Genomic DNA, 25,509 nt, shown 5'->3' on the forward strand with positions numbered 1-25,509 from the left:
GCGCGTTGTAAGGCAAACCAGACCCAGTGCCGATCACTGGCGCCGGACGGCGATCACAAAGCCGACAGTGGGAGAAACATCAGCTTCTGGCATCTTCCGGTTCGGCTGTTGCCAGCGAAGCCTGAGCATCGGGTGAAACGACAGCGGACGGCAGCGGCGTCCCGCGCTTGCGCTCGCGCACGAGGGTGAGCAGTCCGGAAAAGATGATGAGCGCGATACCGCCCGCCATCGGCAGGTCGACCGTGTCATCGAAGATGAAATAACCGAACAGGATGGCCCAGATCATCTGGCTGTATTGCGGCGGCGCCACAAGATTTGCCGGCGCCAGGCGGGCCGCCGTCATCAGCAGCGCATTTCCGGCCGCCCCGAGGATGCCGTAGCTGGCGATGAAGGCCCATTCCATCGGCGTTGGCATGGCGATGTCCGAAAGCATGAGAAGCCCGCTGACGACCAGCGTGCCGAGAAGACCGGCGCCGTAGAGCGACATCCGCTTTTCCGTCGGCCCCATCCCTCTGAGGACGACGATGGCGATCGCGGCGCTCAGTCCGCCGATAGCCGCGGCAAGGTGCCCAACCGACAACTCCCGGAACCCGGGCCTGAGCACAATGAGCACGCCGACGAACCCGACGACGACAGCCGTCCAGCGCTGCCAGCGCACATCCTCCTTGAGAAAGATGACGGAGAGGATCGTGACGAAGGACGGGAGAAGAAAGAGGAGACAGAAGGCTTCCGCCATCGGCAGTTTCGTAAACGTGATGATCGACGCGATGGAGCCGATCGCACCGCAGGCAAAACGCAGCAGCCAGAGCGTGCGATTGGACGTTCGGAAGAGGTCGAGCCAGGCGTCGTCCCGCGCCTTGATGAGCGGCAGGATGACGAGGCCGAAGACGGCACCCGCAAAGGCGACCTGATAGGCAGGAACGGCGCCGTCGACGAGTTTGACCGACGCATCGCTGAAGGCAAAAACGGCATAGGCGATGAATGCGATGACGACACCGCGAAGGGGAGACTGTGAGACGGGCATGATGTCGAATCGCAAAGGAGGAGGGTCCGGCTGGAATAGCCCGAAAGACGAACGGCGGACAGATGCCGATCGCAGGCGAACCGGCGCCTGATCAGCGTTTTTGCAACCCGTCGACGAACACGTCGACCATGCGAAGGGCCGTTGGTTGCCAGTCCGTCGGCCCCTGGGTGTAGAAGATCCCGAGAAGGGTTCGCAGGAGCTCGTCCGCGGAGACATCGTCCCGGATCCTGTCCGCGGCGATCGCTCGGTCGAGAAGAAGGCCGATGGCGCTGACCATGCGCTCGTAGGAATAGGCCTTGAGTTCGCTCGAGCCGACGACGGCAAGCTGAAGCCCCTCGATCATTCCCTTCTTGGTCGCGACGAGGCGCACATTGGCTTGCAGCCAGGCCTTCAGCGCCACGACGGGATCGGTATCGGCCGCCAGCTTCTGGGCCAGATCGGCAAGGAGATCGACCTCGTGCCGGTAGACCGCATCGAACAGGGCTTCGCGCGTCGGGAAATGGCGATAGAGCGTTCCAATGCCGACGCCGGCCTCCTTGGCGACGGCCTCGAGGCTCGCCTGCGCGCCACCGAGCCGGAAGATGGCGGTCGCCGCCTCCAGAAGGCGCGCGCGATTGCGGGCCGCATCTGCCCGTGGCTTGCGCCTTGCTTTCGCATGGTTCTGGTCCATGTGTCTATTCGCCGATCAGCATTTACAAACTCGCCCTTGCTAAACGGAGGATCCCTCCGTATATTGCATCTCACATCGGGGCAGTGTCGACTGGAACACCCGACCCGCGATGCGCCGAGCCTCTTGAACGAGTTCAGCCCGTTTCCAGCGTTCTGTCAAAGCGTCTTCCGCGCCCGCGGTTCCCATTTCATACATCACAATCCTGACTGGAGCATCCTATGCCTTTCTCCATCAGCCTCACCGTCAATGGTCAGCCGAATAGCATCGCGCTTGACGATCCGCGCGTGACGCTTCTCGACCTTCTGCGCGAACGGCTCCACCTCACCGGCACGAAAAAGGGCTGCGATCGCGGCCAGTGCGGGGCCTGCACGGTTCTTCTCGACGGGCGGCGGATCAATGCCTGCCTGACGCTTGCCGCGAGTCTCGACGGGAGTACCGTCACCACCATCGAAGGGCTTGCCAACGGCAGCGAACTTCATCCGGTGCAGGCCGCGTTCATTGCCTGCGACGGCCTTCAATGCGGTTACTGCACGCCGGGCCAGATCATGAGCGCGGTGGGACTGCTGTCCGAAGGCCATGCGGGCGACGACCCGGAACGCGTTCGCGAACTGATGAGCGGCAATATCTGTCGATGCGGGGCCTATCAGGGCATCACCCAGGCAGTGCTGGAGGCAGGCCAGGCTATCTCTCAGCAAAACCGGCCGGTACCGGCCGAAGGATCGGAAAACGGGAGGAGTGCGGCGTGAACCGCTTCGATTTCATTCGTCCGACAAGCCTTGCTGATGCCGTCGCGGCCGGCACCTCGCCCGGATCGGTCTATCTCGCCGCCGGTACGAACCTTATTGACCTGATGAAGATCGGCGTGACGCGTCCGGAACGCGTCATCGATATCAGCCGGCTTCCGGGACTGGACAGGATCGAATGGCTGCCGGACGGCAGCGTGCGTATCGGCGCCTTGGTGCGCAATTCCGACCTCGCCTATGACAAGCGCTTCGCTGCCGCCTATCCCGCCGTTGCCGAAGCCCTGCTGTCCGGTGCCTCCGCCCAGTTGCGCAACGCCGCAACGGTCGGCGGCAATTTGCTGCAAAGAACGCGCTGCGCCTACTTCCAAGATACGGCGAGCGCCTGCAACCGGCGAGAGCCCGGCTCCGGCTGCGATGCGCTGCAGGGCGAGAACCGCCTTCATGCCGTACTCGGCTGGACCGAGCAGTGTATTGCCACCCATCCCTCGGATTTCTGCGTTCCTCTGGCAGCCCTCGACGCTATGGTCGAGATCGAAGGTCAGGATGGACGTCGAGAGCTTCCGATCGGGGCGCTCCACCGCCTTCCCGATGCACACGGCGCAACGGAGTCCGTTCTTGCACCCGGGGATCTCATCACCGGGCTCCGTCTTTCGGAGTCCACGGCGTTTGCTGCGCATGCCCGTTACGTAAAGCTCCGCGAACGCACATCCTATGCATTTGCGATCGTGTCCGCCGTCGCCCTTCTTTCCATGGATGGCGACAGGATCAAGGCATCACGCCTTGCGCTCGGCGGCGTTGCTGCCAAGCCTTGGCGCGCATCCGCCGCCGAGGCGGCGCTCGTTGGACAGCGCGCGACCCGGGAAGCCTTCGAGAGAGCCGCGACGGCGGCGCTCGGCGATGCCCGCCCCTCGGGCGACAACGCCTTCAAGATCACGCTCGCGCATCGCATCCTGGTGCGCGCGCTGACGCTGGCGCATCAGGGCACGCCGAAGGTCCTGCCTGCCCTTCCCGCATCGCCGTTCCCGGACCCGCATAGCCCCGCCCCGAAGGGAGATCTTCATGTCGCCTGAGATATCGTCGCATCAAGCAGCACCATCCGAAACGAAGGCGGCAGCCAACCGTTACGGCTCCAATGCCGGTCAGCCGCTGACCCGTCGTGACGGGCTCCTGAAAGTCACCGGCCGTGCCACCTACGCTGCCGACAATCATCCCGAAGGCCTGGTCTTTGCCGTAACGGCCGTGAGCCGGATTGCGCGAGGGCGCGTGCGCGCCATGAACATCGATGCCGCCAAGGCACATCCCGGCGTGATCGACGTGCTGACGCCGGCCAACCGCCCGCCGCTGTCCCACGATCCCGACGAGAAGATGCCGCCCTTCGGCTTCCGCGTCGAAGTGCTGCAGGACGATGGCGTGCGCTACGCCAATCAGCCGATCGCTCTCGTCATTGCCGAAACCCTGGAGGCCGCAACGGAAGGGGCGGTCCTGCTCGATCCGCAATATGACGTCGAGCCAGCGCGCGTCGACCGTGCCACAGGCCTGCGCTTCGATCCGCCGGGCGTTGGGGTGGGTGGCGACCCGTCGACGGCTTACGGCGACCTCGATGCCGGTTTCTCGCAGGCCGCCGTCACCCTGGAGGGCGAGTACGAAACGCCCCCGCAGTATCACAATGCCATGGAGCCGCATGCCGTCGTGGCCGAATGGGACGGCGACCGCGTGACCCTGGACATGCCCAACCAGGCCCTGGCCATGAGTTGCGCCAGCTATGCCGCCTTCTTCGGCATTCCCGTTGAGAACGTGACGATCCGCTCGCCGTTCCTCGGCGGGGGCTTCGGCTCGAAGGCCATCATCAACGGGCCACAAATTCTCGCGATCCTGGCCGCCCGGATGCTGAAGCGTCCGGTGAAGCTGGTGCTGACCCGCGCCCAGATGTATGGCCCGGTCGGCCATCGTGGCCAGACATGGCAGAAGTTGCGCCTTGGCATGGACAGCGATGGACAATTGACCGCCCTGCATCACCGATCGATGTCTGCCACATCGGCGTTCGAGGACTTTCTCGAACCGGCGGCCAACGCATCCCTGCCGCTCTATGCGAGCCCCGCCATCTTGGTCGAGCACGAAGGGCTGCGGCTCGACACCGGCACGCCAGGCCCGATGCGGGCACCAGGCGAAGCATCAGGCTCAGCGGCTCTGGAGGTCGCGATCGACGAAGCGGCGGAAGCCTGCGGCATGGACCCGCTTGCGTTCCGGCTGAAGAATTACGCGGAAACGGAGCCCGGGACGGGCAAGCCGTTCTCGTCAAAGGCACTGCGGACCTGCTACGCGCAGGGCGCCGCCCGTTTCGGCTGGTCGCGCCGGCCGCTTTCACCCGGCCAGATGCGGGACGAGAACGGCCTGCTCGTCGGCTGGGGGATGGGCACGGCGGTTTTCCACTGTCCGCATTTTCCGGCTGAAGCACGGGCGACGCTGCGCGCCGACGGCACGGCATTGGTGGAGACAGGGGCAGCCGATATGGGCCAGGGGGCCTGGACCGCGCTTGCGCAGATCGCAGCCGAAGCGCTCGGCCTCGATGCCGATCAGGTCGAATTCCACGCGGGACTGTCGACGCTGCCGGATGCAGGCGTCGCCGGCGGATCGGCCCACACGGCGAGCGCCGGACTTGCCCTCCACCAGGCCGGGGGCGATGCCATCGCGCGGCTGACCGACCTTGCCGTCAACGATCCGCAGTCGCCGCTTTTCGGTGCCGGAAACATCGGGGTCATCGCACGCCGCGGACGGCTCTATCGTCGGGACGACGAAGCGCGGCATGAAAGCTATGCCCAGATCCTCGCCCGCTCCGGCCAGAGCGAGATCATCGGGACCGCGAAATCTGCCCGCGACCCAGCCGTCGCCTCCGATCATGCGCTCTATTCCCACGGAGCCGTCTTTGCAGAGGTGAAGATCGACCCGGACCTCGGTCAGATACGCACGACACGCCTTGTCGGCGCCTTTGCGGCCGGTCGCGTGATCAACCCCCGACTGGTTCAGAGCCAGTATTTCGGCGGCATGATCTGGGGTCTTTCGTTCGCCCTTCATGAGGAGGCTGTGACGGACAAGCGGACGGGACGCATCATGAATGCCGATCTGGCCGAATACCGCGTGCCGGTGAACGCGGACATTCCGCCATTGGAAGCCATCCTCGTTGACGAGGAAGACGCCATCGTCAACCCGATCGGGGTGAAGGGCGTCGGCGAAATCGGGATAACGGGCACTGTCGGCGCCATTGCCAATGCCGTTTGGCATGCGACCGGCAAACGCATCCGCAAGTTCCCGATTCGCATCGAGGACATGCTCTGACCCTGACGGCGTGATCGTGACGCCGAGAAGCAGGACGCCGCCCAGGCGTCCTGCCGATGCCAGCACTTTCTTGTGGAAGATCGTCGAGCGCTTGGCACAACGGGCCTCCCGACGCGCCGTGTCGAGCCAGTCGCATGACGCCAGCCCAACGCTTTCAGACTGCAGGCTTCCGAAAAGACGCGCGTTATGATCAACCCCGGACCATCCGTCGCAGGACGTCCGTCTTCCAGTAGAAGTGATGGGCGAGCGCGCCGAGCACGTGACCGCCAATCAAAACCCAGAGCACGACCTTCAGTATGTCGGCATGGACGTCGCCTGCCACATGCGAGCCGAAGTAATAGGCGGCGATGCCGCTCAGCGGCATGGCAAGCAAGAGCGCGTAGAGCAGGCCATGGGCGTATGCCGAGAGCCTTTGAAAAAGACGAGGCTCTTGCGCGGGTGAAGACGGGACGCCGTGCGTCATCCGCAGAATCAAACGCAGAAGCACGATGGCGACGATGGCCAAGCCGACATAGGCGTGCAGGTTTGCGCTTGCCACCTGATCGGCCGTCGCCGATCCCGTCCGTTTCATGCTGCGGTTCCAGGCCTCCATTCCGTCCGGGAGCAGGAGGTTGAAGAAGACGAGCGCGGCGGTCGCCCAGTGCAGCCATCTTTGCATCCGGGAAAACGATGCTGGCGGGGTGTGGGAGGGCATGGTCAGATCCTCTTCGTACAACGTAGGTGGCGGCGCGTCACGTCGGGCAGACCGCCCGGAGACGGCCTTTTCGGACCCTCACCGTGACCCGTCGAAGCCGTTGATCCGTGTCGCGCTGTTGAAGCTGCTTCCTAAGATGACCGGACTGTCCGCCCGCTGCCTGCGCCCACGCGCAATCGTCGGCGCCGCTGTCAGCGACCGGACCAGCCGTTACCGGACCTTTCGGGACCAAGGTCCGGGACCCCGACGTATTGGTCTGCGGGACGTTTCTCATCCACCGCAACCGAGGCAATCTCGGTGTGTCGAATGTCGGGGATGTCCCCCGGCCAGGCTCCACGGAACGGGGCCAACGAGGAGAGAAACGATGACTTTGCGACAGATCATGATCGGCGGGACGGCAGCGCTCGGTGCGACGCTTTTCGCCATGTCGGCCCAGGCCGCCCTCAACAGCGATATCGATGGCGTCGGCATCACAGCACCTGCCGGCCAGGCTTATGACCTTCTGGCGAGGAAAGGTGCCGACGACGGGAAGAAGGACGATCGGCGCGGCAAGGGCCGAGGACGGGATGACGGTCGCAACCATGCCGGCATCGTGAAGCTGGATGACATCCAGATGGCACGTCGCGGCGCTGACGACGCACCGGGTCACATTCGCAAGGGACGCGGACGCGATGACGTCCCCGGCGATGACCGTGGCGGCGATGATCGTGGCAACCATGACGGTAGCGGCCATGACATGAACGATGACCATGGTGGACGCGGTGGACATAAGTCCGACGACCACGGCACCCATGGCCGGCATGGCGGCTCCAGAAGCCGGGCCTGACAGCTGGTTCGTCTCGATGCCGAAACGACGACATGGCAGGGAACGACGACGCGCTGCAGGGCGCGTCGTTTCTTCAAGGACACGCACATGAAAACACGCACCATCATCCGCCTTCTGGCCTGCAACGTTCTGCTCTCAGCGACCCTCTGCCACCCCTTGGTCGCCTGGGCTGACAAGGGCGGTGGTCACGGCGGCGGTGGTCACGGCAGCGGTGATCACGGTGGAGGTGGCGGCGGTCAGGGTCATGGCTCCGATGGTGATCATGGCGGCGGATCCGGCTCTGGCAGCGACGATCATGGTGGATCGAGCGGCGATCGCAGCGGCGGATCCAACTCCGGGCAGGGACATGGTACCGAGACCGACGAAAACGACGGTCGAGAAGACGACAACGATAGCGGCAAGCCGGACAAGGGTGCCGGCCGAAGGGGCGATGAAAGCCGTTTCTACACGGGCGGCTGGCGCGAGCAGATCCGCAACGGTCGCTACGAGGTTTTCGACCCGGCCGGACGACTCGTTATCCGTCGAGAGGCTGTGCCCGCGGATTATCTCCGCTTCTGAGCGCGGTTGTCCTCGCGCGTGATCCGACGACGCCGTTAAGGACGAACGCCTTGACGTCCCGGCATCCCGACATGTCCCACCTTACCGTTTTTGCGCATCCTTGAGGACCATGGCCGCTTCGACCCGGTTGCGAACCTTGAGCTTGTGCAAGATCCGCGTCATGTGATGCTTGATGGTTTTCTCCTGCAGGTCGATCTGCCGCGCGACCTCCTTGTTGCTGTTGCCATCCGCCACCAGACGCAGGATTTCTTCTTCGCGGCGCGTCAGGGTGGACAGGGGATCTGCGGCCTCGGGCGTCGGCCCTTCCTGTCGTGCACGCGCTCCGGGGCGCAACTCCGCCAGAATGCGCGCGGCCAGCGACGGCGAAACGTAGCTCTCGCCGCTGACGACGCCTCGGACGATCTCCACGAGCATTGCAGCGCTGACACCTTTCAACACATATCCTCGCGCGCCGGCCCGCAGCGCGCTAAGAACGTCATCGTCCTCTTCAGAGGCTGTCAGAACGAGGACCCGTGCGTCCGGCGATTGCGCGAGAATGGCAGACAGCGCAGTGTGCCCGCCGCCCGGCATGGACAGGTCGAGCAGCATGACATCCGGTTTCAACACCCGGTCGAGCTCGACGGCATTGTCGGCCGAGGCGCCTTCGCCGCAGACCTCGATACCCGGTTCTCCCGAAAGACTGCGGGCCACGCCGTCACGAAACATCGGATGATCGTCGACGATGACAATACGGATGGTTTTCTCGGTCATTCTGTCTTTCCCGGCAGGTTCATGGTCAGTCTCGTTCCCCGGTTCGGCGCAGACTCGACGTGAAGCTTGCCCCCAAGGCTGGCGATCCGCTCCTCCAGTCCGACAAGCCCCAGCCCTTCGTGGGATGCGGCACGGTCAAAGCCGGGGCCGTCGTCCGACACGGTGAGCGAGAAGCCATCCGGCCCGACCTTGACGACGACGCGCTGGCCCTTCGCGCCGGCATGGCGGGCGGCATTATTGAGGGTTTCCTGCAGGAAGCGATAGACGCAGATCTTTTCGGCCTGGGACAAGGCAGGCAGGGTCGCGGCGCGTTCCAGCATGACCTCCGTCCCGGTGCGACTTTCATGCGCCGACACCGCACGATTGATCACGTCGACGGGCGACAAGGTCTCGAGTTCGGGAAGGGTCAGCCCACGGCAGATGTTGCGGATTTCCCGCATCGCCTCGTCGAGGGCATCCTTCACCCGTCTCGCCTCGTCGCCGTCCGTCGTTCCCTCTTTCACGGACGGAAACCGCAGGGACGCGAAGGCAAGCAGCTGTGCCGGACCGTCGTGAAGCTCTGCGGAGATCCGTCGCAGGTAACGCTCGTTGAGGTTGGCCGAGCGCCGCGCCGCCTGCTCGACGCGGCGATGCAGGACGGCATTCTGCGTCAGAAGACGCGACAGGGTCTCGACCTTCTCGTTCAACGCGGAGCGTTGTGAGACGATCAGTCGGCTGCCGCGGGCGACGATGCCGTAGAGCAGGCCGAGCATGCAGAGCGTGACGACCGCGACAACCAACCAGCTCTGCAACTGCGCAATGTTGAGCTCGTGCCGCAGGTCTTGCGCCGCCTCGTAGAATTCTGCGATCGCGATGATCTTGCCCGACCAGGGTTCGCGGATGGGACTGTAGATTTCGAGGAGCGGGATCCCGCTTGCGCTCTCCAGCGCGTTCTCCGCCTCGCCAAGATGCTCGAACTCCGCATGGATACGGCCGGCCCTGGCTTCCGACAGTCCTTCGGTCATGCCGAAGCGCTTGCCGATCAGGCTGTCTTCATTGCTGAAGACGATCTTGCCGTCCGGAGTCCAGATCTTGAAGGAGAACATCTTCTGGCTGAGCACGCCCTGGCTCAGGGTTTCCTTGAGCGCCAGCTTCGCCCCTTCGGTCAAGGTTCCCGAATCCGCCATGTCCTGCGTCAGGGGTGCGATGATGCTGTCGACATAGAGAGCCGTGGCGGCCGCGGCATTATGCGTCACCGCCTCCTCGATCCGGCTGCTGACCCACAGCCCGATGGTCCCCATGCCGAAAATAAGCACGACGGCCGCCGCCAGCACGAATTGCCGCGAAAGGCTGGGCTCGGACTGGCCTCTCGGAATACTGCCCGAAAGAACCCCCGCGATCTGACGTGCTTCTGCCATATGTCGTCATAGCCGAACATAGGATTTCGAGGAAGATGGCCGATGGTCGGGCCAGGTCTGACAGACGGCTGATGGACAGCGGGAGACACGTGTTGGACCACAAAGAGCCTCAGCGCGTATTCGACTTAGTGATTGGGTGCGATTGTAAACTGGCGTGTCGCCAGGGCCGGATCGAATTGCCGCTGTCCGCCGATCACGTCGGAGCGTCCGCTCACGAGTTCTGTTGCAGCGCCGTCGCCTCTATGCTTTTCTAACAGCGAGAACGCCCGCGAGAGCAGGGCTTGAAGCGGAGTGGAATGTGGGTTCGCAGTTCCCGCCTCAAGGACCTGTCTTGAAACTGAATTTCAAGGCAGACCATCGTCCGGATGTCCAGAAGATCGTGAGATGGAAGGGCATCTCGCTTGACTATGTCCGTGTGACGCCAAGCGCGGAATATGCCTACTCCTGGAGTGGCGGAAACCATTACCTCGCGACACACGACATCGTCATGACCGACGGAGAGATGTCGGTCGCCGGAGGCGCCGGCATACAGGCGACGGACATCCGCAACAAGATGACCTTTCTGCCCGCCGAGTGCCCGGTCGCGGGATGGTCTAAAACGGTGCCCCGACAGAACACGTTTACGGTCCTTTGCTTTGACCGAACGTTTCTGACCGAGGAAACGGAGCGTTCGGCCATGCGCATCGGTGAACGCGAACTGATCTACTTCGAGAACGCCGCGCTGCAGTCCACGATGGCCAAGCTTGAGACGATCATGCAGGACGAGGCATCTGACGGAGGCCTCTACGCCGAAACCCTTGCCCTTCTTGCCGTTATCGAACTCGGTCGGACAAGCGTTGCGGACCTGGAGGAACGTCGGACAGGCAAGTTCTCGATGGCACAGGAGCGGTTGCTCGTCAGCTTCATCGAGGAAAATCTCGGGACCGCCTTTTCGCTCGAGGATTTGGCAAAGGTGGCAGGCCTGAGCCGATATCACTTCACCAGAACGTTCAAACACACGTTCGGAAGTCCGCCCCATCGCTACGTCATGGCGAAACGGATGGCGGCCGCGAAAACGTTGCTGACGCGGCCCGGGCTGACGATCGCCGAGATCGCTCCGCAGGTCGGGTTCGGGACCGCGGGCCATTTCGTCAGGGCTTTCAAGGACACCGAGGGCATGACGCCGCGCGACTTTCGTAAGCGTTGCTAATCGTCCGTCGTAAGGCTTGGCTTTCTCTGACACTGGACTCATTGCGCGGATTGTGCTTAGTTGCAGCGGATGTTGCGGGGGCAAGATCCACCGATCCAACGAGCATCTTGCCGTCGACCTTTCGTGTCGGCGCCACCTCCCCGTCGCTGAGGCGAGCGTCGACCATATTGTCGTCGATCAGCATCTATACTTTATCCGCTGTTACATATTCGGGAGGGCTATCATGTACTTAATGTCAGAAGCCGATAAACGGGTGATCCCGCCACCCTCGTCCAAACTCGCTGAACTCCTTCGAACGATTGCAGATGATCTGGACGCAGGAACGATCTACAGTGACTCACTTCCCATGCTGCTGTCGCCGAAAGATACCAACGATACATTTGACGTCGCTGTTGTCCTGGTCCCGCCATCCCGAATAAAAGCGTCGGAACGCGCCAACCAACTTCTATCGACGCTCACTCCAAGACAACAAGACGTCCTGAAATTGTTACTCGGCGGCATGCAAGCCAAGCTTATCGCTCTCACTCTAGGCGTTTCACAAAGAACCGTAGAAAAACATGTCTCGTCCATCTTTCGAAAGACGATGACGAATAAAATACACGGGTTGCTCGAAATCGCTCATACCAGATTATACTAAATATATATTTCAAAATCCTTTCATTACTTTGTATCCTGCAAGAAGCCTCATGGTCAGGCGCCACCAGCAAAAGCAGACGGTTTCCCGATGATGCGTGCTGGACGCGACAGAACGATTGCAACGAATAAAGGTGGATCTCTCGAAGCCTGACAGAGTGCCCTTACGGGGGATTTGGTCAGACGGCGTGAGCGATCATTCGCGACGGATTGCCTGATTACGCCTGCATGCGCTGCACCCTTTGCTGCGTCATCACGATGCTGTGGCGAGGTGATCGGACATGGCTTCCTAGTCACCGGAGGTGATGTAAGCTTACCTTGGCGGACTGGCGCTATCGCGCACGGACATCCCGGCTGAACGCGGCGTTTGCGCGTCTCAGAGCGAAGGTCTGCGCAGCAAGCGCCGTGATGTGATCGGCAATCGGAATGGCCGAGGTGGCGGCGGGAGACGGCGCGTTACAGACATGGATCGTTCGGGCTGTGGTGCGGATCAGGAAGTCATGCACCATCCGCCCGTCGCGCATGACGGCCTGCGCCCTGATCCCGGCAGGATGCGGCTTCAGATCGTCCCGCTCGATCGTCGGCATGTATTTTCGGCAGGCATCGAGATACACGCCGCGAAGGGCCGAATTGGCGATTTCCCGCAAGGCGGGGCGCAGGTGCCGGACGCAGGTTCGCCAGAACCCGGGAAATGTGAGCATGGCTTTGAGATCCTTCGGATCCAGGCCGAGCTTTGCATAGTTTTCCCGGGCCATGGAAAGAACGGCATTCGGTCCGACAGTGACATATCCGCCGATTGCGCGGGTCAGATGAATGCCGAGGAATGGCAGGGCCGGGTCCGGAATAGGGTAGATCAGATGCCTCACGGCATCGTCGTGGCGCGCGGCCAGCCGGAAATATTCTCCCTTGAAGGGGATGATGGCAAAGTCGCCGCCGACACCGCACATGCTCGCCAGACGGTCGGCCTGCAGTCCGCCGCACACGATGAGGTTTCGCGCTTCCAGGCAGTGGCCGTTCGACAGGACCACCGTCACGCGCGTGCCGTCCTCCCTGAGATCGTGAACGTCGGTCGATGTGAGAACGGACCCGCCGTCGGCAATGAAGAGCTCCGCCATCTTCCTGACGATCGCGGCATAATCGACGATGCTCGTCGAGGTGCTGAGGATCGCGCCGCGTCCCACGATGTTCGGCTCGCGCTCCCGCAGGGATGCCGCGTCGAGCTTGAGAAGATGAAGGCCGTTGTCAGCCGCGCGCCGGTGGAGCGCGTCCATCATCGTCACCTCATGCGGCGTCGTCGCGACCAGCAGCTTGCCGCATTGGTCGAAGGGCAGATGATGATCCTTGCAGAACGCAATCGTCTCGGTCAGCCCCCGACGTGAGAAGGTCGCTTTCAAGCTGCCGGGCGCATAGTAGATGCCTGCATGGACAACACCGCTGTTGCGCCCGGTCTGATGCGCGGAAAGCCTGTCTTCCTTTTCGACGACCGCAATCCCGATGCCCGGATAAGCCGCCTGCAGGCGCCACGCAGTCGCGATCCCGACAATCCCGCCGCCGATGATGATGATGTCGAGCATCGCGTCCTCCCGCTCTCACCTCTCTCTGTTCTCACGGATCGAATGCGCCGTCGCCAAATCCTTTCGGCGAATGACCTATGCTTTCGTCGAAAACCCGCAGAGGCGGGGCGAGCCTTAACCGGCAGGCGCCCCGAGGCGGGCCGAGCGATGTCCGGTGACGGTAAGCGGCCGCCTACGCCTAATGAAGGAGCGTCGGCGACCGGCCATAACACTTTGGGCAAGCTGCCGCGCGACGCGGCCCCCCTATAATCGACGTGGGGCTCAGGAGCTGAGCCGATCATCCAGCGGCGAGAGCGGACACATGGCGGACAAGACAGCCTTGATCATCGGCGTGACGGGACAAGACGGCGCGTATCTCAGCGAGTTGCTGTTGTCCAAAGGCTACATCGTCCACGGACTAAAGCGGCGGTCCTCGTCGTTCAACACGGCTCGGATCGATCATCTCTACGGAGATCCCCACCGACCGGACACGCGCTTCCATCTTCATTTCGGCGATCTGACCGACGCGACCAATCTCTGTCGGGTCATCCAGGACGTTCGTCCGGACGAAATATACAATCTCGGGGCGCAAAGCCATGTGCAGGTCAGTTTCGAAACACCCGAGTATACGGCCAATTCCGACGCGCTCGGGACGTTGCGTGTGCTCGAGGCCATGCGCATTCTCGGGCTGGGAAAAAGCTGCCGGTTCTACCAGGCTTCGACGTCGGAACTGTTCGGCGGCATGGGCGAGACGGCGCAGCACGAGAAGACCGCGTTCTATCCCCGCAGCCCCTACGCGGCCGCCAAGCTCTATGCCTACTGGATGACGGTCAATTATCGCGAAGCCTACGGTTTCCACGCCTCCAACGGCATTCTCTTCAACCATGAAAGCCCCTTGCGGGGCGAAACCTTCGTCACCCGAAAGATCACCCGGGGCGTTGCGTCGATCGAGCACGGCCTTGCCGAAAAACTGTATCTCGGCAATCTCGATGTGAAGCGGGACTGGGGACACGCGCGCGATTACGTCGACGGAATGTGGCGCATCGTCCAGCAGGACGAACCTGAGGATTATGTGCTGGCAACGGGGGTGGCGCATACGGTTCGCGACTTTGCGGAGCGCGCGTTCGGCGCCGTCGACCGAAAAATCGAATGGGAAGGCAAGGGTGTGGACGAGGTCGGGATCGACGCGAAAAGCGGAAAGACTCTGATCGAGATCGATCCCACCTACTTCCGTCCGACCGAGGTCGATTTCCTGATGGGCGATCCCAGCAAGGCGCGTCGTCAACTCGACTGGCATCACACGACCTCGTTCGAGGATCTGGTTGCGGACATGGTGCAGTCCGACCTGCGCCTCATCAGCCGTCAGGAAGGGCGCAACGATGTCTTTGCCTGAAACAACAGAAGCAACGTTCCGCCTCGAAGAGAAGCGCGTCTGGGTTGCCGGCCATACCGGCATGGTCGGTTCGGCGCTGGTTCGCCGGCTGGCGCAGGAGAACTGCAAGGTGCTGACCGTTCGCCGCCGCGAGGTCGACCTGACGCGCCAGGCGGAGACCGAACAGTGGATCGACCACGCGCGCCCCCAGGTCATCCTGATGGCCGCCGCAAAGGTCGGAGGAATCGTTGCCAACGCAACGTACCCCGCCGAATTTCTCTACGACAACACGATGATTGCCATGAACGTGATGAAGGCGGCGGCCGCCGTCGGCGTCGAGCGGCTGCTCTGGATGGGATCGAGCTGCATCTATCCCAAGCATGCCSCCCAGCCGATGCGCGAGGAAGACCTCCTGACGGGACCCCTGGAGCCGACGAACGAAGCCTACGCGATCGCCAAGATCGCCTCGCTCAAACTGGCCGAGGCCTATGCCCGGCAGTACGGCATCCCCTCCATTTCTGTGATGCCGACAAACCTCTACGGACAGGACGACAATTTCGACCTGCAATCGTCCCATGTCATCCCCGGAATGATCCGCAGGCTGCATGAGGCCAAGAGACGCCAGGCACCGAGCGTGACGCTGTGGGGCAGCGGCATGCCGTTGCGCGAATTCCTGCATGCCGATGATCTTGCGGATGCCTGTGTCTTCCTCCTGAAGCGGGAAGTGCAGGCCTCGCTCATCAATATCGGATCCGGACTGGAGCTTTCCATCGCCGATCTGGCCCGTCTCATCGCGGGAATTGTCGGGTATGACGGCCGTATCGTCTTTGATCGCGACAAGCCGGACGGGGCACCGCGAAAGCTTCTCGACAGCTCCCGCCTCGCAGCCATGGGCTGGACGCCGAGCGTCGGCCTGAAAAGCGGTATCGAGGACCTTTATCGCCGCTGGCAGGGCGAAGCTCAGATCGCCGCCGAGTAACCCGTTTCGATGACGGATATCATGCACAGCCGCCTCCAACCGGACCCGCCGTAAGAGGCCGAAAGAACGCACGATGAAATTTCGGCTCGGACAAGGTCTGTTCATCGCCCTTTTCCTGCTTGCCTCACCTCTCTCGGGCGACGGGGGCGGGCCGTTTCCGCGCCAGGACGACAGCAAAGATCTTGCGATGTCGGAGCCGGGGTGGTCGCCATTCGCCTTTCCGGTGCCTGTTCCAGAACCGGCCCTCCCCCCCGGCGTCGACCGCTTCGACCCTCCTCTTTCCCCGGCCGGCAGCACGGCTCCCGCCATCGCCGAGATATCGCGCACCGCGGATCATGGCGAAGTCGTTTCCATGACCGGGGTGGATCTCGACGGCGCGACGACATTCGACGTATTTTCCCAGGTGCCGACGGCAATGCGGGGCGCGATCACCGAGATCGGGCCTCTTTCGGCCGATACCACGGCCGCGACTTTGGCGTTGCCGGAGGGCATTCCGGCTGGAACCATGGTCATGCTCTGGCCGAAGCGCGGCAAGGATCGCGGCGCGCCGGTCGCGATCAATCGGACGGAAGCCTGGTGGGTGGGGCCCGACAATGGCGCGCCCGGCGAGCGCATTTCGATCTACGGTCGAAATCTCGCCACCTCGACCGGAACCCTGTCGAGCCTTGTCTATCTGAAGCCCGCTGGCAGGGCCGGCTGGTATGTCACGCCGGTCGCAGTCAATCCGTTCAAGGTGGACATCGATATCCCCGAACTCGCTGCAGGACGGTACGAGGTCTGGATGCACAACGGCCATGGGGGCAAGTACGGCTGGAGCGGCCCTCTGTCGCTCGACGTCGTCCTGCGATCCCGCTGGGCACGTCAGGCCGACACGGTCGTCAACGTCCAAAGTTACGGCGCGGTCGCGGACGGCAAGGCGGATGATACGGAGGCGATCGCGCTCGCCCTCGAAGCGGCCCGGTCGGTGGCGCCGTCGACGCTTGTTTTCCCGGCCGGAACGTACCTTGTCTCGCAGACGCTGGTCGCGCCCGACAATGTGACATGGCGCGGCGCAGGTAGTGACAAGACCGAGATCCGGCTTCAGACGCCGCTGGCAGCCAGCATGATTGCCGCCACCGGTCGCAACGTTCAGTTCCAGCATCTCACGCTGAACGCAGCGCGCAACACCGGCAAGAACCCGCTCCTGTTCCTAGGGTCGGCCCGCAACATCCGGCTCGACCACGTGAAGCTCGACGCGTGGGGCACTGCGGCTATCGAGGCTCAAGACGTGGAGGGCCTCGCGATCCTATCCTCCGAACTCATCGAAGACGGTTCCTTTTACGGAAACAGCCGGCAGGTCTTCCTGTCCGGGAACCGTTTCAGGATGACGGGCGACGGCGAATCCGTGGCAGCTCTCTGGGGTGGACGAGACTTTTCGATGACCGACAACACGCTGACCAACGCCGACGAGGCGCAAGAGGACGGAAACGGCATCGGCCGCTTCTTCGTCGCCCAGACCCACCGAGGCAGCATGCGGAATCTTTATTGGGGCGGCAATGTCTCGCACAATGCCGGACCCCGCGATTGCGCCAAAGTCGATTGCAACAAGGGCGAACAGATCTGCTTCGAGATCTATGGCAGCCGGATGTTGCAGACGGACGTCGTCGCCGCATCCGCCGGAGAGGTTACCTTCCAGTCGCTGGATGCCATGCCGCAGGACGTGCCCGGCGGCCGGGATCTGGTCATCGTCGGCGGGCGTGGGGCCGGGCAACATCGCCACATCCTGTCGCATTCGGGCGCGACGGTCGTTCTGGATGCGCCGTGGGTCGTCGTTCCGGACAGGACGAGCCGGTTCGCCCTCGCGGCGGTCGCGGATCGCGCTGCCATTTACGACAACCGTTTCGAGGGTCGGTCGAGCTACAGCCTGCACGATTCCGACACGACCGGCGTGCTGCTTTACGGCAATGTCTACGACGTCGTGGTCGACAGCAATCGCATCTCCCGGATGCGGCACGGCATGATGACCGTCGCGCTCGGCTCCGCCGCCGGCCTCAGCCCCTATTTCCTGCAATACTCCAATAACTGGGTTACCGACAGCAACAGCGGCCTCTATGTCGGGACAACATTTGCCGAAACGGGTGTGCCGGGCATCTGGGGCGGGCTTGGCAATGTCTATCGGAAGAACAGGTTTGAAAACATCGCGCATATCGGCGTCGAGTACGACACATGGGATGCGGATGGTTCGGATTTCAACGGGACGGTTTTCGATAGAAACAGCTTTGCCGGTGTCCGCTACGGCTTCGTTGACGGCTACAAGCTGATGTGGACGCCTGACGGGTCCTTCAAGGCGGCCCCGGGGCCCCATCCGCAGCGCATCGGGACAGTGCTCCATCACAACCGGTTCGACGGCACGGGCGTCGACGGGGACGGCAGCCGCGGCTTCGTGACGATGCACGCCGACAACAGCTGGGTGGATATTGGGTCGACCTGGACCGGTTTCGACATGGACAATGAGGGACCCGCCGTCGGCGCCCGGACGAGATAACGATCGCAACGCCTCCGGAATGGCGGAGATGCCTCGCAGGTCGGCGCCGAAGGTCTGTCGACGCCATCCCGTTGTTGCCGTCCGGAACGGATCAGCGCAGCGCTTGTCGCGTCGGCGATGCGGCGGAACGCGCTCCGGGCCGATGTGCAACGAGGCGAACGCGAATGACATCGCCGGACTGGAGGGCCGTATGCTCGTCAATCGCGGTCTCCTGGTAGGCTCCGTTGACCAGCCGCACGAGGGCGAACGCGGTTTCGACAGTGTCCTCGATCGCATTGACGCGCTTGGCCGTCAGGCCGATTTCGGCCATGGTCTGGCCGCTGAAGGTCATTTTCTGCCGCAGGCGCAGTATCTCGAGCCGGATGTCCCGGAGCTCCGTGGCCGCGGTGTTGTGGCGGATGCTTGAAAGCTCCGCGATCCGCCTCTCCACCTCGTTCTTGTTCTGCTGGGCCCGCGCCAGATAGGATCCGAATTCCAGAAGCTGCTGGTTCATCGCCAGAAGGTCACGCTTTCTCTCGCGCAGGGCCGACTGCGTGGATGCGCCCTTGGTCACGAGTTCCTGCGCAGCATCCACATCCTGGCGGAGCAATTCGAACTGTTGATTGCGCAAGGCGCCCGTCTTCGTCAGCGTCTCGATCTCTTCCGCATAATTCCGGCTCTGGATCTCCAGATTGTCGCGTTCGTTTTTCAGCGCGGCGAGACGCAGGTTGAAGATACCGGCCTCCGCATGCGCCATCTGCTGCACGACAAGCGGATCGCGGCCGGACAGGCTGATCGCCTTCTCATCGAAAGGCGTATCGTTCAGTTCCGCTTCCAGCCGGGACTGCTTGACCTCCATCCCGAGCAGCTGGAGCGCCATGTCCTCGTAGTCCTGCTGGGCCGCGATGAGTTGCACGCCCGATACATCCGTCCGCGTGGCGACGTCCCGAAGTCCGCCGCCGAGCGCGAAGAGTTCCAGAGCGATCATTCCCGGGCGGAACTCGTATTTTCCGGGCTTCTGGATCTCTCCGACGATAAAGACGGGCGCGTACTCCTTCACGGTCACCGCTACGGACAGATTCGGTACATGCTCGGCAAGGGCCTTCCCGAGAGCATCCCCGATCTCGACTGTGGTCTTGTCGGCAACCGGGATGTTTCCGAGGATGGGATAGCCGATCATGCCATCCTCGCCGACAGGAAAAGCGCCGGTGAGACCGGTATCGCCATAGACCCAGATCATCAGGACATCGCCGGCCATCACGCGATGGACGCCCGCAGCCTGCGCCGGGGCAGCACCAGTGAGCACCACCGTCCAGAACACGACAGCCGCGTGCAGCATCGGTTTCAGACGTGCCTTCGGCACTGGCAAGCGGGACCGCAAATCGACCTGCATCGCTATTCTCCTGCCAAGAGCGCGGACCGGGGTCCGGGCTTCATCTGCCGGCTGCCGGCCGGATCGAGGATCACGGGGCCCGCGCGGTTGCGTGATCGAGGTTTGCGCCGGCGGACACCGTTCAGCACCATCCCCAGCACCTGGTCGCCCTTGGCACGCAGACGATCCGCGGCCGCCTGGAGAACCAGGCTGTCGGCCCGTTCCGGATCGACCACGAACGCGACCGCATCCACCATGCAGGCGATCCTCGCGAGGTCGAGCTCGAAGGTGCAGGACGGGCAGTCGATCAGCACGAGGTCGTATCGCGTCCGCATCTCTGCGATGAGAAGCTTGAAGTTCACGGCACCGAGAATGAAGTCGGGCGGCGTGGCCTGCCGTTCCGCCACGATGACATCGACCGGAGACAAGGGGTCGCGGTGGAGGACGTCGTCGAATGCGAGGTTTCCCTTGACCGCGCGCGCCAGATGGTAGGCGCTGAAGACGCCGAAGGCTTCGCCGATCGAAGGATCCCGCAGATTGGCGTCGATCACCAGCACCTTCAGCCCGCTCGAAGCCAATGACCGCGCAAGGTGGGTGACGATGAAGGTCTTGCCTTCGCCTTGAGCCGACGATGTGAGCGCGAAGACCTGACTTTTGCCCTGCTGCGTTGTTTGCGCAAGCTGGATGGACGTCCGGATCTCGGCGACCGCACAGTGGAAGTCGTTGGCCTTTCCGCTGAACATCGCGGGGCCCACCTGAATCTCGCCCGGCCGCATCCGCGGAACGCGGCCGAAAACGGAAAGGCCCGTTTTCTGCTGGAGCGTTGCAACAGACCCGATAGATCGGCAGTTGAGACCTCTCAGCCAGACAGCCCCGAGACCGCATGCTGTGCCGGCAAGCAGCGCGCCCAGGGCCCACAGCACCTTGTCCGGGCTGGCCGGCTTGGCGCGCGGCATGGCCCGGGTGATGATCCGCGCCTCGGCGGTGGCAATGCCGTCCTGCTCGATCATCTGCTTGTAGCGGGCAAGATAGGTCTCATAGATCGAGCGGTTGGCATTGGCCTCGCGTTCGAGCTGGGCGGCCTGGACCGTCGCCATGCTGGCGACCGACATGACATGCTGCACATCCTGAAGATTGCGATAGACCTCGCTCTGCTGTCTCTGATTGACTTCGATCTCGTTGCGCAGGCTTGACACGATCTCCAGAACCTCCTGGTGAATCTGGCTCTTGAGAGAGGCAAGCTGGGACTCGAGCTGAGGACGTTGCGGGTTCATCCGTGCGCCGCTCTGGTCGATGTCGGCAATACCCCGGACCACCCGCGCCTGCTCTGCCCGCAACAGCTGGATCGCCGGCGACGATAGGACCTCTGTCAGGCCAACCCCCTCCCCCTTCTGCAGCACGTCGGTGGCCGTTGCCAGTCGAGCTCTGACTTCGGCAAGCCGAGCCTGGAGCGTCGTCAGCTCGGTGTTCAATCCGGACAGCTGCTGCGCCTGGAGGTTGGTGCCCCCCACGCCGACGAGCCCCTCCTTCTGGCGGAAAGCGGCGGCGCTTTGCTCGGACACTTCGAGCTTCTTCTGCAGGCTGACCAGTCGTTCGCCGAGCCATTCGCTGACCCGCCGCGTCGCCGTCGTCTGGAGGTCGATCTGGTAGTCGATATAGGCCGTGGCGAATGCATTCGCGACGGTCGCGGCGAAGACGGGGTCTCGCGCCGTGTAGGAGATATAGATCGTGTAGGAGCGGCCATCGTTCATGACGCGGACATTGTCCAGGAGCTCGTCGACGGACTTCGCGCGGCCATCCGCGTTGACCGCCGTTGCAAACCGGCTGTTCTTGCCGTTGATGTCGGCGGCGGGCTGGCCCAGCCCGAGATTGGCATAGACACGCTCGGCCATCGACCGGGATCCGATGATGTCGATCTCCGTGCGAAGAACCGGGCTTTCCTGAGGAAGGGGAGCCATGACGGATTCACTGGGAAGGGCCTGGAGTTTGCGAACATCGAGCGCGACCACCGTTTCCGAATGATAGCGCTTGGGTGCGCGCATATAACCCATAGCAGCAACGAGCCCGCTGAGGAGAAGGCAAGCCGTGAAGAGGAAGCGATGCTGCCAGACGAGGCCGGCAAGACGCGACAGACCTCCGCGCGCTTGGGAAGACGGTTCGGTGTTCCTGATCATGCGTTTTCCCGCCTTGAGCTCTGATGGTGACGTCTGCCCTATCTCTGGATCGCGATGGAGCCGATCTTGCAGGCAACTTCCGTTCGGTTGGTCGCACCCAGTTTCTTCATGATGTTCCGGATGTGAACCTTGATCGTGCTCTCGCATAGGTTGAGTTCGCTGGCGATGGCCTTGTTCGCCTTCCCGCACCGCAAGGCTTCGGCGACGGCCGACTGACGGTCCGTGAACGAGAGAGGTGGCGCCGATTGCTGCGTGGAGATGCCGAGCAGGTCGCGAACGCTGAGGAGACTGCTGGCGGGGATAAACCGACCGCCTGCAATGGCGAGGCTTATGGCCTGGATACAGACGTCGATGGACACGCTGCTCGGGATGCATCCCCGCACGCCAACTCCGATGAAGTTCAAAATGACGTTGATATCGTGATTGTCGGACAGGATGACCACGGCGGCAGGTGCCATCGCATCGACCAGTTCGGCAATCTCGGCGACAAGCTGCTGCGGGGCGACGGCCGAATTGCCGGCGTTGAACAGAACGGCGGACGGAGCGCCGATCGTGCGGCTTGCCGTTCTCCATTCGGCAAGGTCGGAGAATGTCAGGATCTTCCGGTCGATCCGGTGAAATTCCAGACTATGCGCGAGGCATTCTCGTTCCAGCATGCGCTTGTCGATCAGCGCGACATAGCCTTCATCGTCGTCGAGAGGGGCGTAGGGTCCGCCATTGCCGCTTCGGGCGACAAGGGGCGCATCGTCCTGATGCCGACCCAAGGGGGGTATAAAGTGAGAACGGGCGATATCGACACTCATTTGAATGCACTCCTAAAAGCGATCAGACTGAATGGATTTCGGCGATGGTCTGCCAGATCGGGCAAGTTATTAGGTAAGCGTCATCTTTCTAACCGTGAAAGCCTCGGCAAAACGTGCCGGGGCTCGGCATTCGACACCCCGCAGGCGCGCAAGTCCGCGGAACGTCTCGGCGTCGAACCAGTCCTTCGACCGCTGCGTCCCGAAATGATCGAGCAGGAGGGCGACCTTCCTGTCGAGGGCATAGTCGCTGAGGGGGACGTAGATATTCGGCCTCGAAAAATCCCCGTCCCATTTGGGTATCTCGTATTCCAGGATGAGGTGGTCTCGGAAAACGTTTCCCGTCAGCCGGCTGATTTCCCGATGATCCTGATGCGCATCTCCGCGGGCATGGGTGAAAATGAGATCCGGGCTGCATTCATCGCGCAGATCAGTCAGCCAGGCCTTGATCGCCCGGCTCTGGCTGGGGAAGAAACTGTCGTCGAAGCCGGCTACCCGCACGCTTGCGGACGCCGCGCCTTTCAGAAACGCCGTGGCGGACTCCTGGGCTTCCGCAACGCGCTGGTTCCCGGCGCTCAGAACACACCATGTTACGTCGAGGAGGACGCCCTTCGAGATCAGGTCCAGGATCGTTCCACCCGCGCCGATTTCGATGTCGTCGGAATGGGCGCCGAGGCAAAGGATCGACAGGCGCTCGCCCGGTGAAGCCATGAAGAGCGGCTTCATGGTTGAGCGACCGATGTGGTGACGCTCGAGCCGGTCGGGGCGACACGAGACAGCCAGGGCATGTCGCCGCGCTCCACCATCGCTTCCAGCGTCTGCCAGTCACGCAGCGTATCCATCGACCGCCAGAAGCCCTCATGTTTGTAGGCCATCAGCTTGTCGTCGGCGATCAGCCTTGCGAAGGGTTCGAGGACAAGTTCCTCGCCCTCGCGCATATAGTCGAAGATCGCGTTGCGCATGATGAAGAAGCCGGCATTGATCCACATGTCGGATGTCTCGGACGACCGGAATTCCAGCACGCGGCCGGAGGCGTCGATATCGGCCAGATGGTAGGTCAGCGGCGGCCGCACGGCGAGGAAGCAAGCCAGCTTGTCGCTGGCCCGGAACCGCTCGATCATGTCTTCGAGATCGACGTCGGTCAGGCCGTCGCTGTAGTTGGCCAGGAAAATCTCCTCGCCCCGGACCTGATCGCGCACGGCCCAGAGCCGCTCGCCGATATTGCGCCAGATGCCGGTATCGATCAGCGCCACCCGCCAATCCGGTGTCGGCGCCGCCATCATTTCCACCCGGCCGGAACCGGAGACGACGCAATCGGCATAGGTCTCGGGCTTGCTGTTGAGGAAGAAGTCCTTGATGACATTGGCCTTGTAGCCGAGGCACAGAATGAAGTCCTCATGACCGTAGCCGGCGTAATACTGCATGACGTGACGCAGGATCGGCTGGGATCCGAGGGGGATCAGGGGCTTCGGCACGCTCTCGGAATATTCCCGTATCCGGGTACCGCGGCCGCCGCAGAAGAGAACGACTTTCATGACACGAGCTCCTTCGGATCGATTTCCGCAACCTGCGGGATCGGGACGATGAATTTGCCGCCCCAGTCGCCGATCGATTTCATCTGCGCGACGATCTCCGCCTTGAGGTTCCAGGGCAGGATGAGGACGTAGTCGGGCCGCGCCTGGGCGAGCGCCTCGACCGGCCTGATCGGGATATGCATGCCGGGCGTAAAGCGACCGTGCTTGTAGGGGTTGCGGTCGACGGCGAAGTCGATGAAATCGGTGCCGATCGCGCAGTAGTTCAGCAGCGTGTTGCCCTTGCCGGGCGCGCCATAGGCGCAGATCGATTTGCCCGCGTTCTTGAGCGCGATGAGCAAGGAGAGCAGATCCTTCTTGCTCTTGCGGGCCGCCAGGCAGAAGGCCGTGTAGGTCTCGAGAACGCCGAGACCGGCGGCGCGTTCCTGATCGCGCAACTGATCGACGCTCGGCTCGCAGGCGACGGGATTGCCGACATGGGCAAGATAGACCCGCAGCGATCCCCCATGGGTCGGCAGCTGATCGACGTCGAAGACCTTCAGTCCGTGCCGCGCCGCCAGGATCTCGATCGTCAGCAGCGAGAAGTAGGAAAAGTGCTCGTGGTAGATGGTATCGTACTGGCCCTCCGCGATCAGCTTGGCGATGTGCGGAAATTCCAAGGTGATGACGCCGTATGGCTTGAGCAGCAGCGCCATACCGGCCACGAAGTCGTTGAGATCGGGCACCTGCGCAAGGACGTTGTTTCCGATGATCAGATCGGCCTGGTCCCCGTTCGAAACCATCTCCCGTGCCAAAGGCGACCCGAAGAACTGGGTGATCGTCGGAATGCCCTTGTCGATGGCGGTCTGCGCGACATTGAGCGCAGGCTCGACCCCGAGGATCGGAATGCCGTCCGCCAGGAGATGCTGCAGCAGATAGCCGTCATTGCTGGCCAGCTCGACGACAAGGCTTGCGGGTCCGAGCGAAAAGCGCGGAACGACGGTATCGCAATAGCGCTTGGCGTGTGCGACCCAGCTGTCCGAGTAGGACGAGAAATAGGCATATTCCTCAAAAATGGTCTGCGGCGACACATGCTCCGGCAGTTGCACGAGAAAGCAGTCCTCGCAGACAAAGGCATGCAGCGGATAGTAGCTTTCCATATTGTCGAGCGTGTCGGCTGTCAGGAAGCTCTCGCACGGCGGGGACATCCCCAGATCGACGAATGTATGGTGAAGAGGCGCGGTGCAGAGCCGGCATCGGCGTTCCAGCACCGTCCTTGCACCGAATTGTCCAGAATCCGATCGCGCATCCATCAAAATTCCCCCGGTTTTATTCCTGCAGGAACGCCCGTCTGCAGTGTAAAAACGAGAATATGACGAAGACAGATCGGGCACGATGGGCCTCGTAGGCTTAGGCGGTCATCCAATA

Annotated in this window: 22 protein-coding genes; 10 read left to right on the forward strand and 12 right to left on the reverse strand. The window is 62.6% G+C overall.

All coding sequences use genetic code 11. The features are described from left to right. Window positions 1-79: 79 nt before the first annotated feature. Window positions 80-1,024 (reverse strand): DMT family transporter, encoded by a 945-nt coding sequence (locus ASG25_RS15525; protein ID WP_062475881.1) that lies wholly within the window; start codon window positions 1,022-1,024, stop codon window positions 80-82. Window positions 1,025-1,115: 91 nt separating this feature from the next. Then, the gene (locus ASG25_RS15530; protein WP_062475591.1) at window positions 1,116-1,694 is read right to left on the reverse strand and encodes a TetR/AcrR family transcriptional regulator; all 579 of its coding nucleotides are present in this window, start codon (window positions 1,692-1,694) and stop codon (window positions 1,116-1,118) included. 218 nt (window positions 1,695-1,912) lie between these two features. Between ASG25_RS15530 and ASG25_RS15535 the strand changes: the two genes are divergently transcribed. From ASG25_RS15535 to ASG25_RS15545, 3 genes are read left to right on the forward strand one after another with little or no spacing between them, the layout of a single operon-like run. Beyond that, window positions 1,913-2,440, forward strand: a complete 528-nt coding sequence (locus ASG25_RS15535) for a (2Fe-2S)-binding protein (RefSeq protein ID WP_062475594.1) — start codon at window positions 1,913-1,915, stop codon at window positions 2,438-2,440. After that, complete coding sequence (locus tag ASG25_RS15540; protein WP_062475598.1) at window positions 2,437-3,507, forward strand: xanthine dehydrogenase family protein subunit M; 1,071 nt, start codon at window positions 2,437-2,439, stop codon at window positions 3,505-3,507. The genes ASG25_RS15535 and ASG25_RS15540 overlap by 4 nt, the downstream gene beginning before the upstream one ends. Further along, a complete protein-coding gene (locus tag ASG25_RS15545; RefSeq protein ID WP_062475602.1) occupies window positions 3,497-5,770 on the forward strand; it encodes a xanthine dehydrogenase family protein molybdopterin-binding subunit in 2,274 nt (757 codons plus the stop codon). Before ASG25_RS15540 ends, ASG25_RS15545 begins: the two co-directional genes overlap by 11 nt. A gap of 190 nt (window positions 5,771-5,960) precedes the next feature. On the opposite strand, the gene ASG25_RS15550 is transcribed toward ASG25_RS15545, so the two are convergent. After that, the gene (locus ASG25_RS15550; RefSeq protein ID WP_062475604.1) at window positions 5,961-6,464 is read right to left on the reverse strand and encodes a cytochrome b/b6 domain-containing protein; all 504 of its coding nucleotides are present in this window, start codon (window positions 6,462-6,464) and stop codon (window positions 5,961-5,963) included. A 364-nt stretch (window positions 6,465-6,828) separates the two neighbouring features. Between ASG25_RS15550 and ASG25_RS15555 the strand changes: the two genes are divergently transcribed. Together ASG25_RS15555 and ASG25_RS15560 are read left to right on the forward strand one after the other, a co-directional pair. Then, the gene (locus ASG25_RS15555) at window positions 6,829-7,290 is read left to right on the forward strand and encodes a hypothetical protein (protein ID WP_062475606.1); all 462 of its coding nucleotides are present in this window, start codon (window positions 6,829-6,831) and stop codon (window positions 7,288-7,290) included. Between the two features lie 87 nt (window positions 7,291-7,377). Next, on the forward strand, window positions 7,378-7,848 hold the full coding sequence (locus tag ASG25_RS15560) for a hypothetical protein (protein ID WP_062475608.1): 471 nt from the start codon (window positions 7,378-7,380) through the stop codon (window positions 7,846-7,848). 81 nt (window positions 7,849-7,929) lie between these two features. On the opposite strand, the gene ASG25_RS15565 is transcribed toward ASG25_RS15560, so the two are convergent. Beyond that, window positions 7,930-8,598 carry a response regulator transcription factor gene (locus tag ASG25_RS15565; RefSeq protein ID WP_062475610.1) on the reverse strand — a complete coding sequence of 223 codons (669 nt, stop codon included), beginning with the start codon at window positions 8,596-8,598 and terminating at the stop codon, window positions 7,930-7,932. Continuing rightward, a complete protein-coding gene (locus ASG25_RS15570) occupies window positions 8,595-9,995 on the reverse strand; it encodes a sensor histidine kinase (RefSeq protein ID WP_062475612.1) in 1,401 nt (466 codons plus the stop codon). Before ASG25_RS15570 ends, ASG25_RS15565 begins: the two co-directional genes overlap by 4 nt. A gap of 331 nt (window positions 9,996-10,326) precedes the next feature. On the opposite strand from ASG25_RS15570, the gene ASG25_RS15580 reads away from it, so the two are divergent. Further along, on the forward strand, window positions 10,327-11,184 hold the full coding sequence (locus tag ASG25_RS15580; protein WP_062475618.1) for an AraC family transcriptional regulator: 858 nt from the start codon (window positions 10,327-10,329) through the stop codon (window positions 11,182-11,184). 223 nt (window positions 11,185-11,407) lie between these two features. Then, window positions 11,408-11,821, forward strand: coding sequence for a helix-turn-helix transcriptional regulator (locus ASG25_RS15585; RefSeq protein ID WP_062475622.1), 414 nt, complete (start codon window positions 11,408-11,410; stop codon window positions 11,819-11,821). Window positions 11,822-12,149: 328 nt separating this feature from the next. On the opposite strand, the gene lhgO is transcribed toward ASG25_RS15585, so the two are convergent. Next, window positions 12,150-13,391, reverse strand: coding sequence for an L-2-hydroxyglutarate oxidase (gene lhgO / locus ASG25_RS15590; protein WP_062475625.1), 1,242 nt, complete (start codon window positions 13,389-13,391; stop codon window positions 12,150-12,152). A 301-nt stretch (window positions 13,392-13,692) separates the two neighbouring features. On the opposite strand from lhgO, the gene gmd reads away from it, so the two are divergent. From gmd to ASG25_RS15605, 3 genes are all read left to right on the forward strand, one after another. Continuing rightward, on the forward strand, window positions 13,693-14,763 hold the full coding sequence (gmd, locus tag ASG25_RS15595; RefSeq protein WP_062475629.1) for a GDP-mannose 4,6-dehydratase: 1,071 nt from the start codon (window positions 13,693-13,695) through the stop codon (window positions 14,761-14,763). Beyond that, the gene (locus ASG25_RS15600; protein WP_062475632.1) at window positions 14,750-15,721 is read left to right on the forward strand and encodes a GDP-L-fucose synthase; all 972 of its coding nucleotides are present in this window, start codon (window positions 14,750-14,752) and stop codon (window positions 15,719-15,721) included. Before gmd ends, ASG25_RS15600 begins: the two co-directional genes overlap by 14 nt. A 73-nt stretch (window positions 15,722-15,794) precedes the next feature. After that, the gene (locus ASG25_RS15605) at window positions 15,795-18,245 is read left to right on the forward strand and encodes a glycosyl hydrolase family 28-related protein (protein ID WP_244479420.1); all 2,451 of its coding nucleotides are present in this window, start codon (window positions 15,795-15,797) and stop codon (window positions 18,243-18,245) included. Between the two features lie 91 nt (window positions 18,246-18,336). Here ASG25_RS15605 and ASG25_RS15610 read toward each other — a convergent pair whose 3' ends face one another. The 6 genes from ASG25_RS15610 to ASG25_RS15635 all read right to left on the reverse strand — a co-directional run bounded on the left by ASG25_RS15610 (window position 18,337) and on the right by ASG25_RS15635 (window position 25,394). After that, entirely contained in the window at window positions 18,337-19,617 is a 1,281-nt protein-coding gene (locus tag ASG25_RS15610; RefSeq protein WP_062475636.1) for a polysaccharide biosynthesis/export family protein, read from the reverse strand. Window positions 19,618-19,619: 2 nt separating this feature from the next. Next, on the reverse strand, window positions 19,620-21,770 hold the full coding sequence (locus ASG25_RS15615; protein WP_062475639.1) for a polysaccharide biosynthesis tyrosine autokinase: 2,151 nt from the start codon (window positions 21,768-21,770) through the stop codon (window positions 19,620-19,622). A gap of 38 nt (window positions 21,771-21,808) precedes the next feature. After that, complete coding sequence (locus ASG25_RS15620; protein WP_082475644.1) at window positions 21,809-22,573, reverse strand: response regulator transcription factor; 765 nt, start codon at window positions 22,571-22,573, stop codon at window positions 21,809-21,811. Window positions 22,574-22,642: 69 nt separating this feature from the next. Then, window positions 22,643-23,296 (reverse strand): PIG-L deacetylase family protein, encoded by a 654-nt coding sequence (locus ASG25_RS15625; RefSeq protein ID WP_062475642.1) that lies wholly within the window; start codon window positions 23,294-23,296, stop codon window positions 22,643-22,645. Further along, window positions 23,293-24,105 carry a glucose-1-phosphate cytidylyltransferase gene (locus ASG25_RS15630; RefSeq protein ID WP_062475644.1) on the reverse strand — a complete coding sequence of 271 codons (813 nt, stop codon included), beginning with the start codon at window positions 24,103-24,105 and terminating at the stop codon, window positions 23,293-23,295. Before ASG25_RS15630 ends, ASG25_RS15625 begins: the two co-directional genes overlap by 4 nt. Next, entirely contained in the window at window positions 24,102-25,394 is a 1,293-nt protein-coding gene (locus tag ASG25_RS15635; protein ID WP_062475648.1) for a class I SAM-dependent methyltransferase, read from the reverse strand. Before ASG25_RS15635 ends, ASG25_RS15630 begins: the two co-directional genes overlap by 4 nt. Between the last annotated feature and the right edge of the window lie 115 nt (window positions 25,395-25,509).

It is taken from the genome of Rhizobium sp. Leaf384, from assembly GCF_001424065.1.
In the GTDB taxonomy this organism is placed as follows: domain Bacteria; phylum Pseudomonadota; class Alphaproteobacteria; order Rhizobiales; family Rhizobiaceae; genus Ferranicluibacter.

Excerpts from the sequence above, each read along its gene's own strand:
- ASG25_RS15525 (WP_062475881.1), bottom strand. The coding sequence starts at position 1,024 with ATGCCCGTCTCACAGTCTCCCCTTCGCGGTGTCGTCATCGCATTCATC.
- ASG25_RS15530 (WP_062475591.1), bottom strand. The coding sequence starts at position 1,694 with ATGGACCAGAACCATGCGAAAGCAAGGCGCAAGCCACGGGCAGATGCG.
- ASG25_RS15535 (WP_062475594.1), top strand. The coding sequence starts at position 1,913 with ATGCCTTTCTCCATCAGCCTCACCGTCAATGGTCAGCCGAATAGCATC.
- ASG25_RS15545 (WP_062475602.1), top strand. The coding sequence starts at position 3,497 with ATGTCGCCTGAGATATCGTCGCATCAAGCAGCACCATCCGAAACGAAG.
- ASG25_RS15550 (WP_062475604.1), bottom strand. The coding sequence starts at position 6,464 with ATGCCCTCCCACACCCCGCCAGCATCGTTTTCCCGGATGCAAAGATGG.
- ASG25_RS15555 (WP_062475606.1), top strand. The coding sequence starts at position 6,829 with ATGACTTTGCGACAGATCATGATCGGCGGGACGGCAGCGCTCGGTGCG.
- ASG25_RS15560 (WP_062475608.1), top strand. The coding sequence starts at position 7,378 with ATGAAAACACGCACCATCATCCGCCTTCTGGCCTGCAACGTTCTGCTC.
- ASG25_RS15565 (WP_062475610.1), bottom strand. The coding sequence starts at position 8,598 with ATGACCGAGAAAACCATCCGTATTGTCATCGTCGACGATCATCCGATG.
- ASG25_RS15570 (WP_062475612.1), bottom strand. The coding sequence starts at position 9,995 with ATGGCAGAAGCACGTCAGATCGCGGGGGTTCTTTCGGGCAGTATTCCG.
- ASG25_RS15585 (WP_062475622.1), top strand. The coding sequence starts at position 11,408 with ATGTACTTAATGTCAGAAGCCGATAAACGGGTGATCCCGCCACCCTCG.
- lhgO (WP_062475625.1), bottom strand. The coding sequence starts at position 13,391 with ATGCTCGACATCATCATCATCGGCGGCGGGATTGTCGGGATCGCGACT.
- gmd (WP_062475629.1), top strand. The coding sequence starts at position 13,693 with ATGGCGGACAAGACAGCCTTGATCATCGGCGTGACGGGACAAGACGGC.
- ASG25_RS15605 (WP_244479420.1), top strand. The coding sequence starts at position 15,795 with ATGAAATTTCGGCTCGGACAAGGTCTGTTCATCGCCCTTTTCCTGCTT.
- ASG25_RS15610 (WP_062475636.1), bottom strand. The coding sequence starts at position 19,617 with ATGCAGGTCGATTTGCGGTCCCGCTTGCCAGTGCCGAAGGCACGTCTG.
- ASG25_RS15615 (WP_062475639.1), bottom strand. The coding sequence starts at position 21,770 with ATGATCAGGAACACCGAACCGTCTTCCCAAGCGCGCGGAGGTCTGTCG.
- ASG25_RS15620 (WP_082475644.1), bottom strand. The coding sequence starts at position 22,573 with ATGAGTGTCGATATCGCCCGTTCTCACTTTATACCCCCCTTGGGTCGG.
- ASG25_RS15625 (WP_062475642.1), bottom strand. The coding sequence starts at position 23,296 with ATGAAGCCGCTCTTCATGGCTTCACCGGGCGAGCGCCTGTCGATCCTT.
- ASG25_RS15630 (WP_062475644.1), bottom strand. The coding sequence starts at position 24,105 with ATGAAAGTCGTTCTCTTCTGCGGCGGCCGCGGTACCCGGATACGGGAA.
- ASG25_RS15635 (WP_062475648.1), bottom strand. The coding sequence starts at position 25,394 with ATGGATGCGCGATCGGATTCTGGACAATTCGGTGCAAGGACGGTGCTG.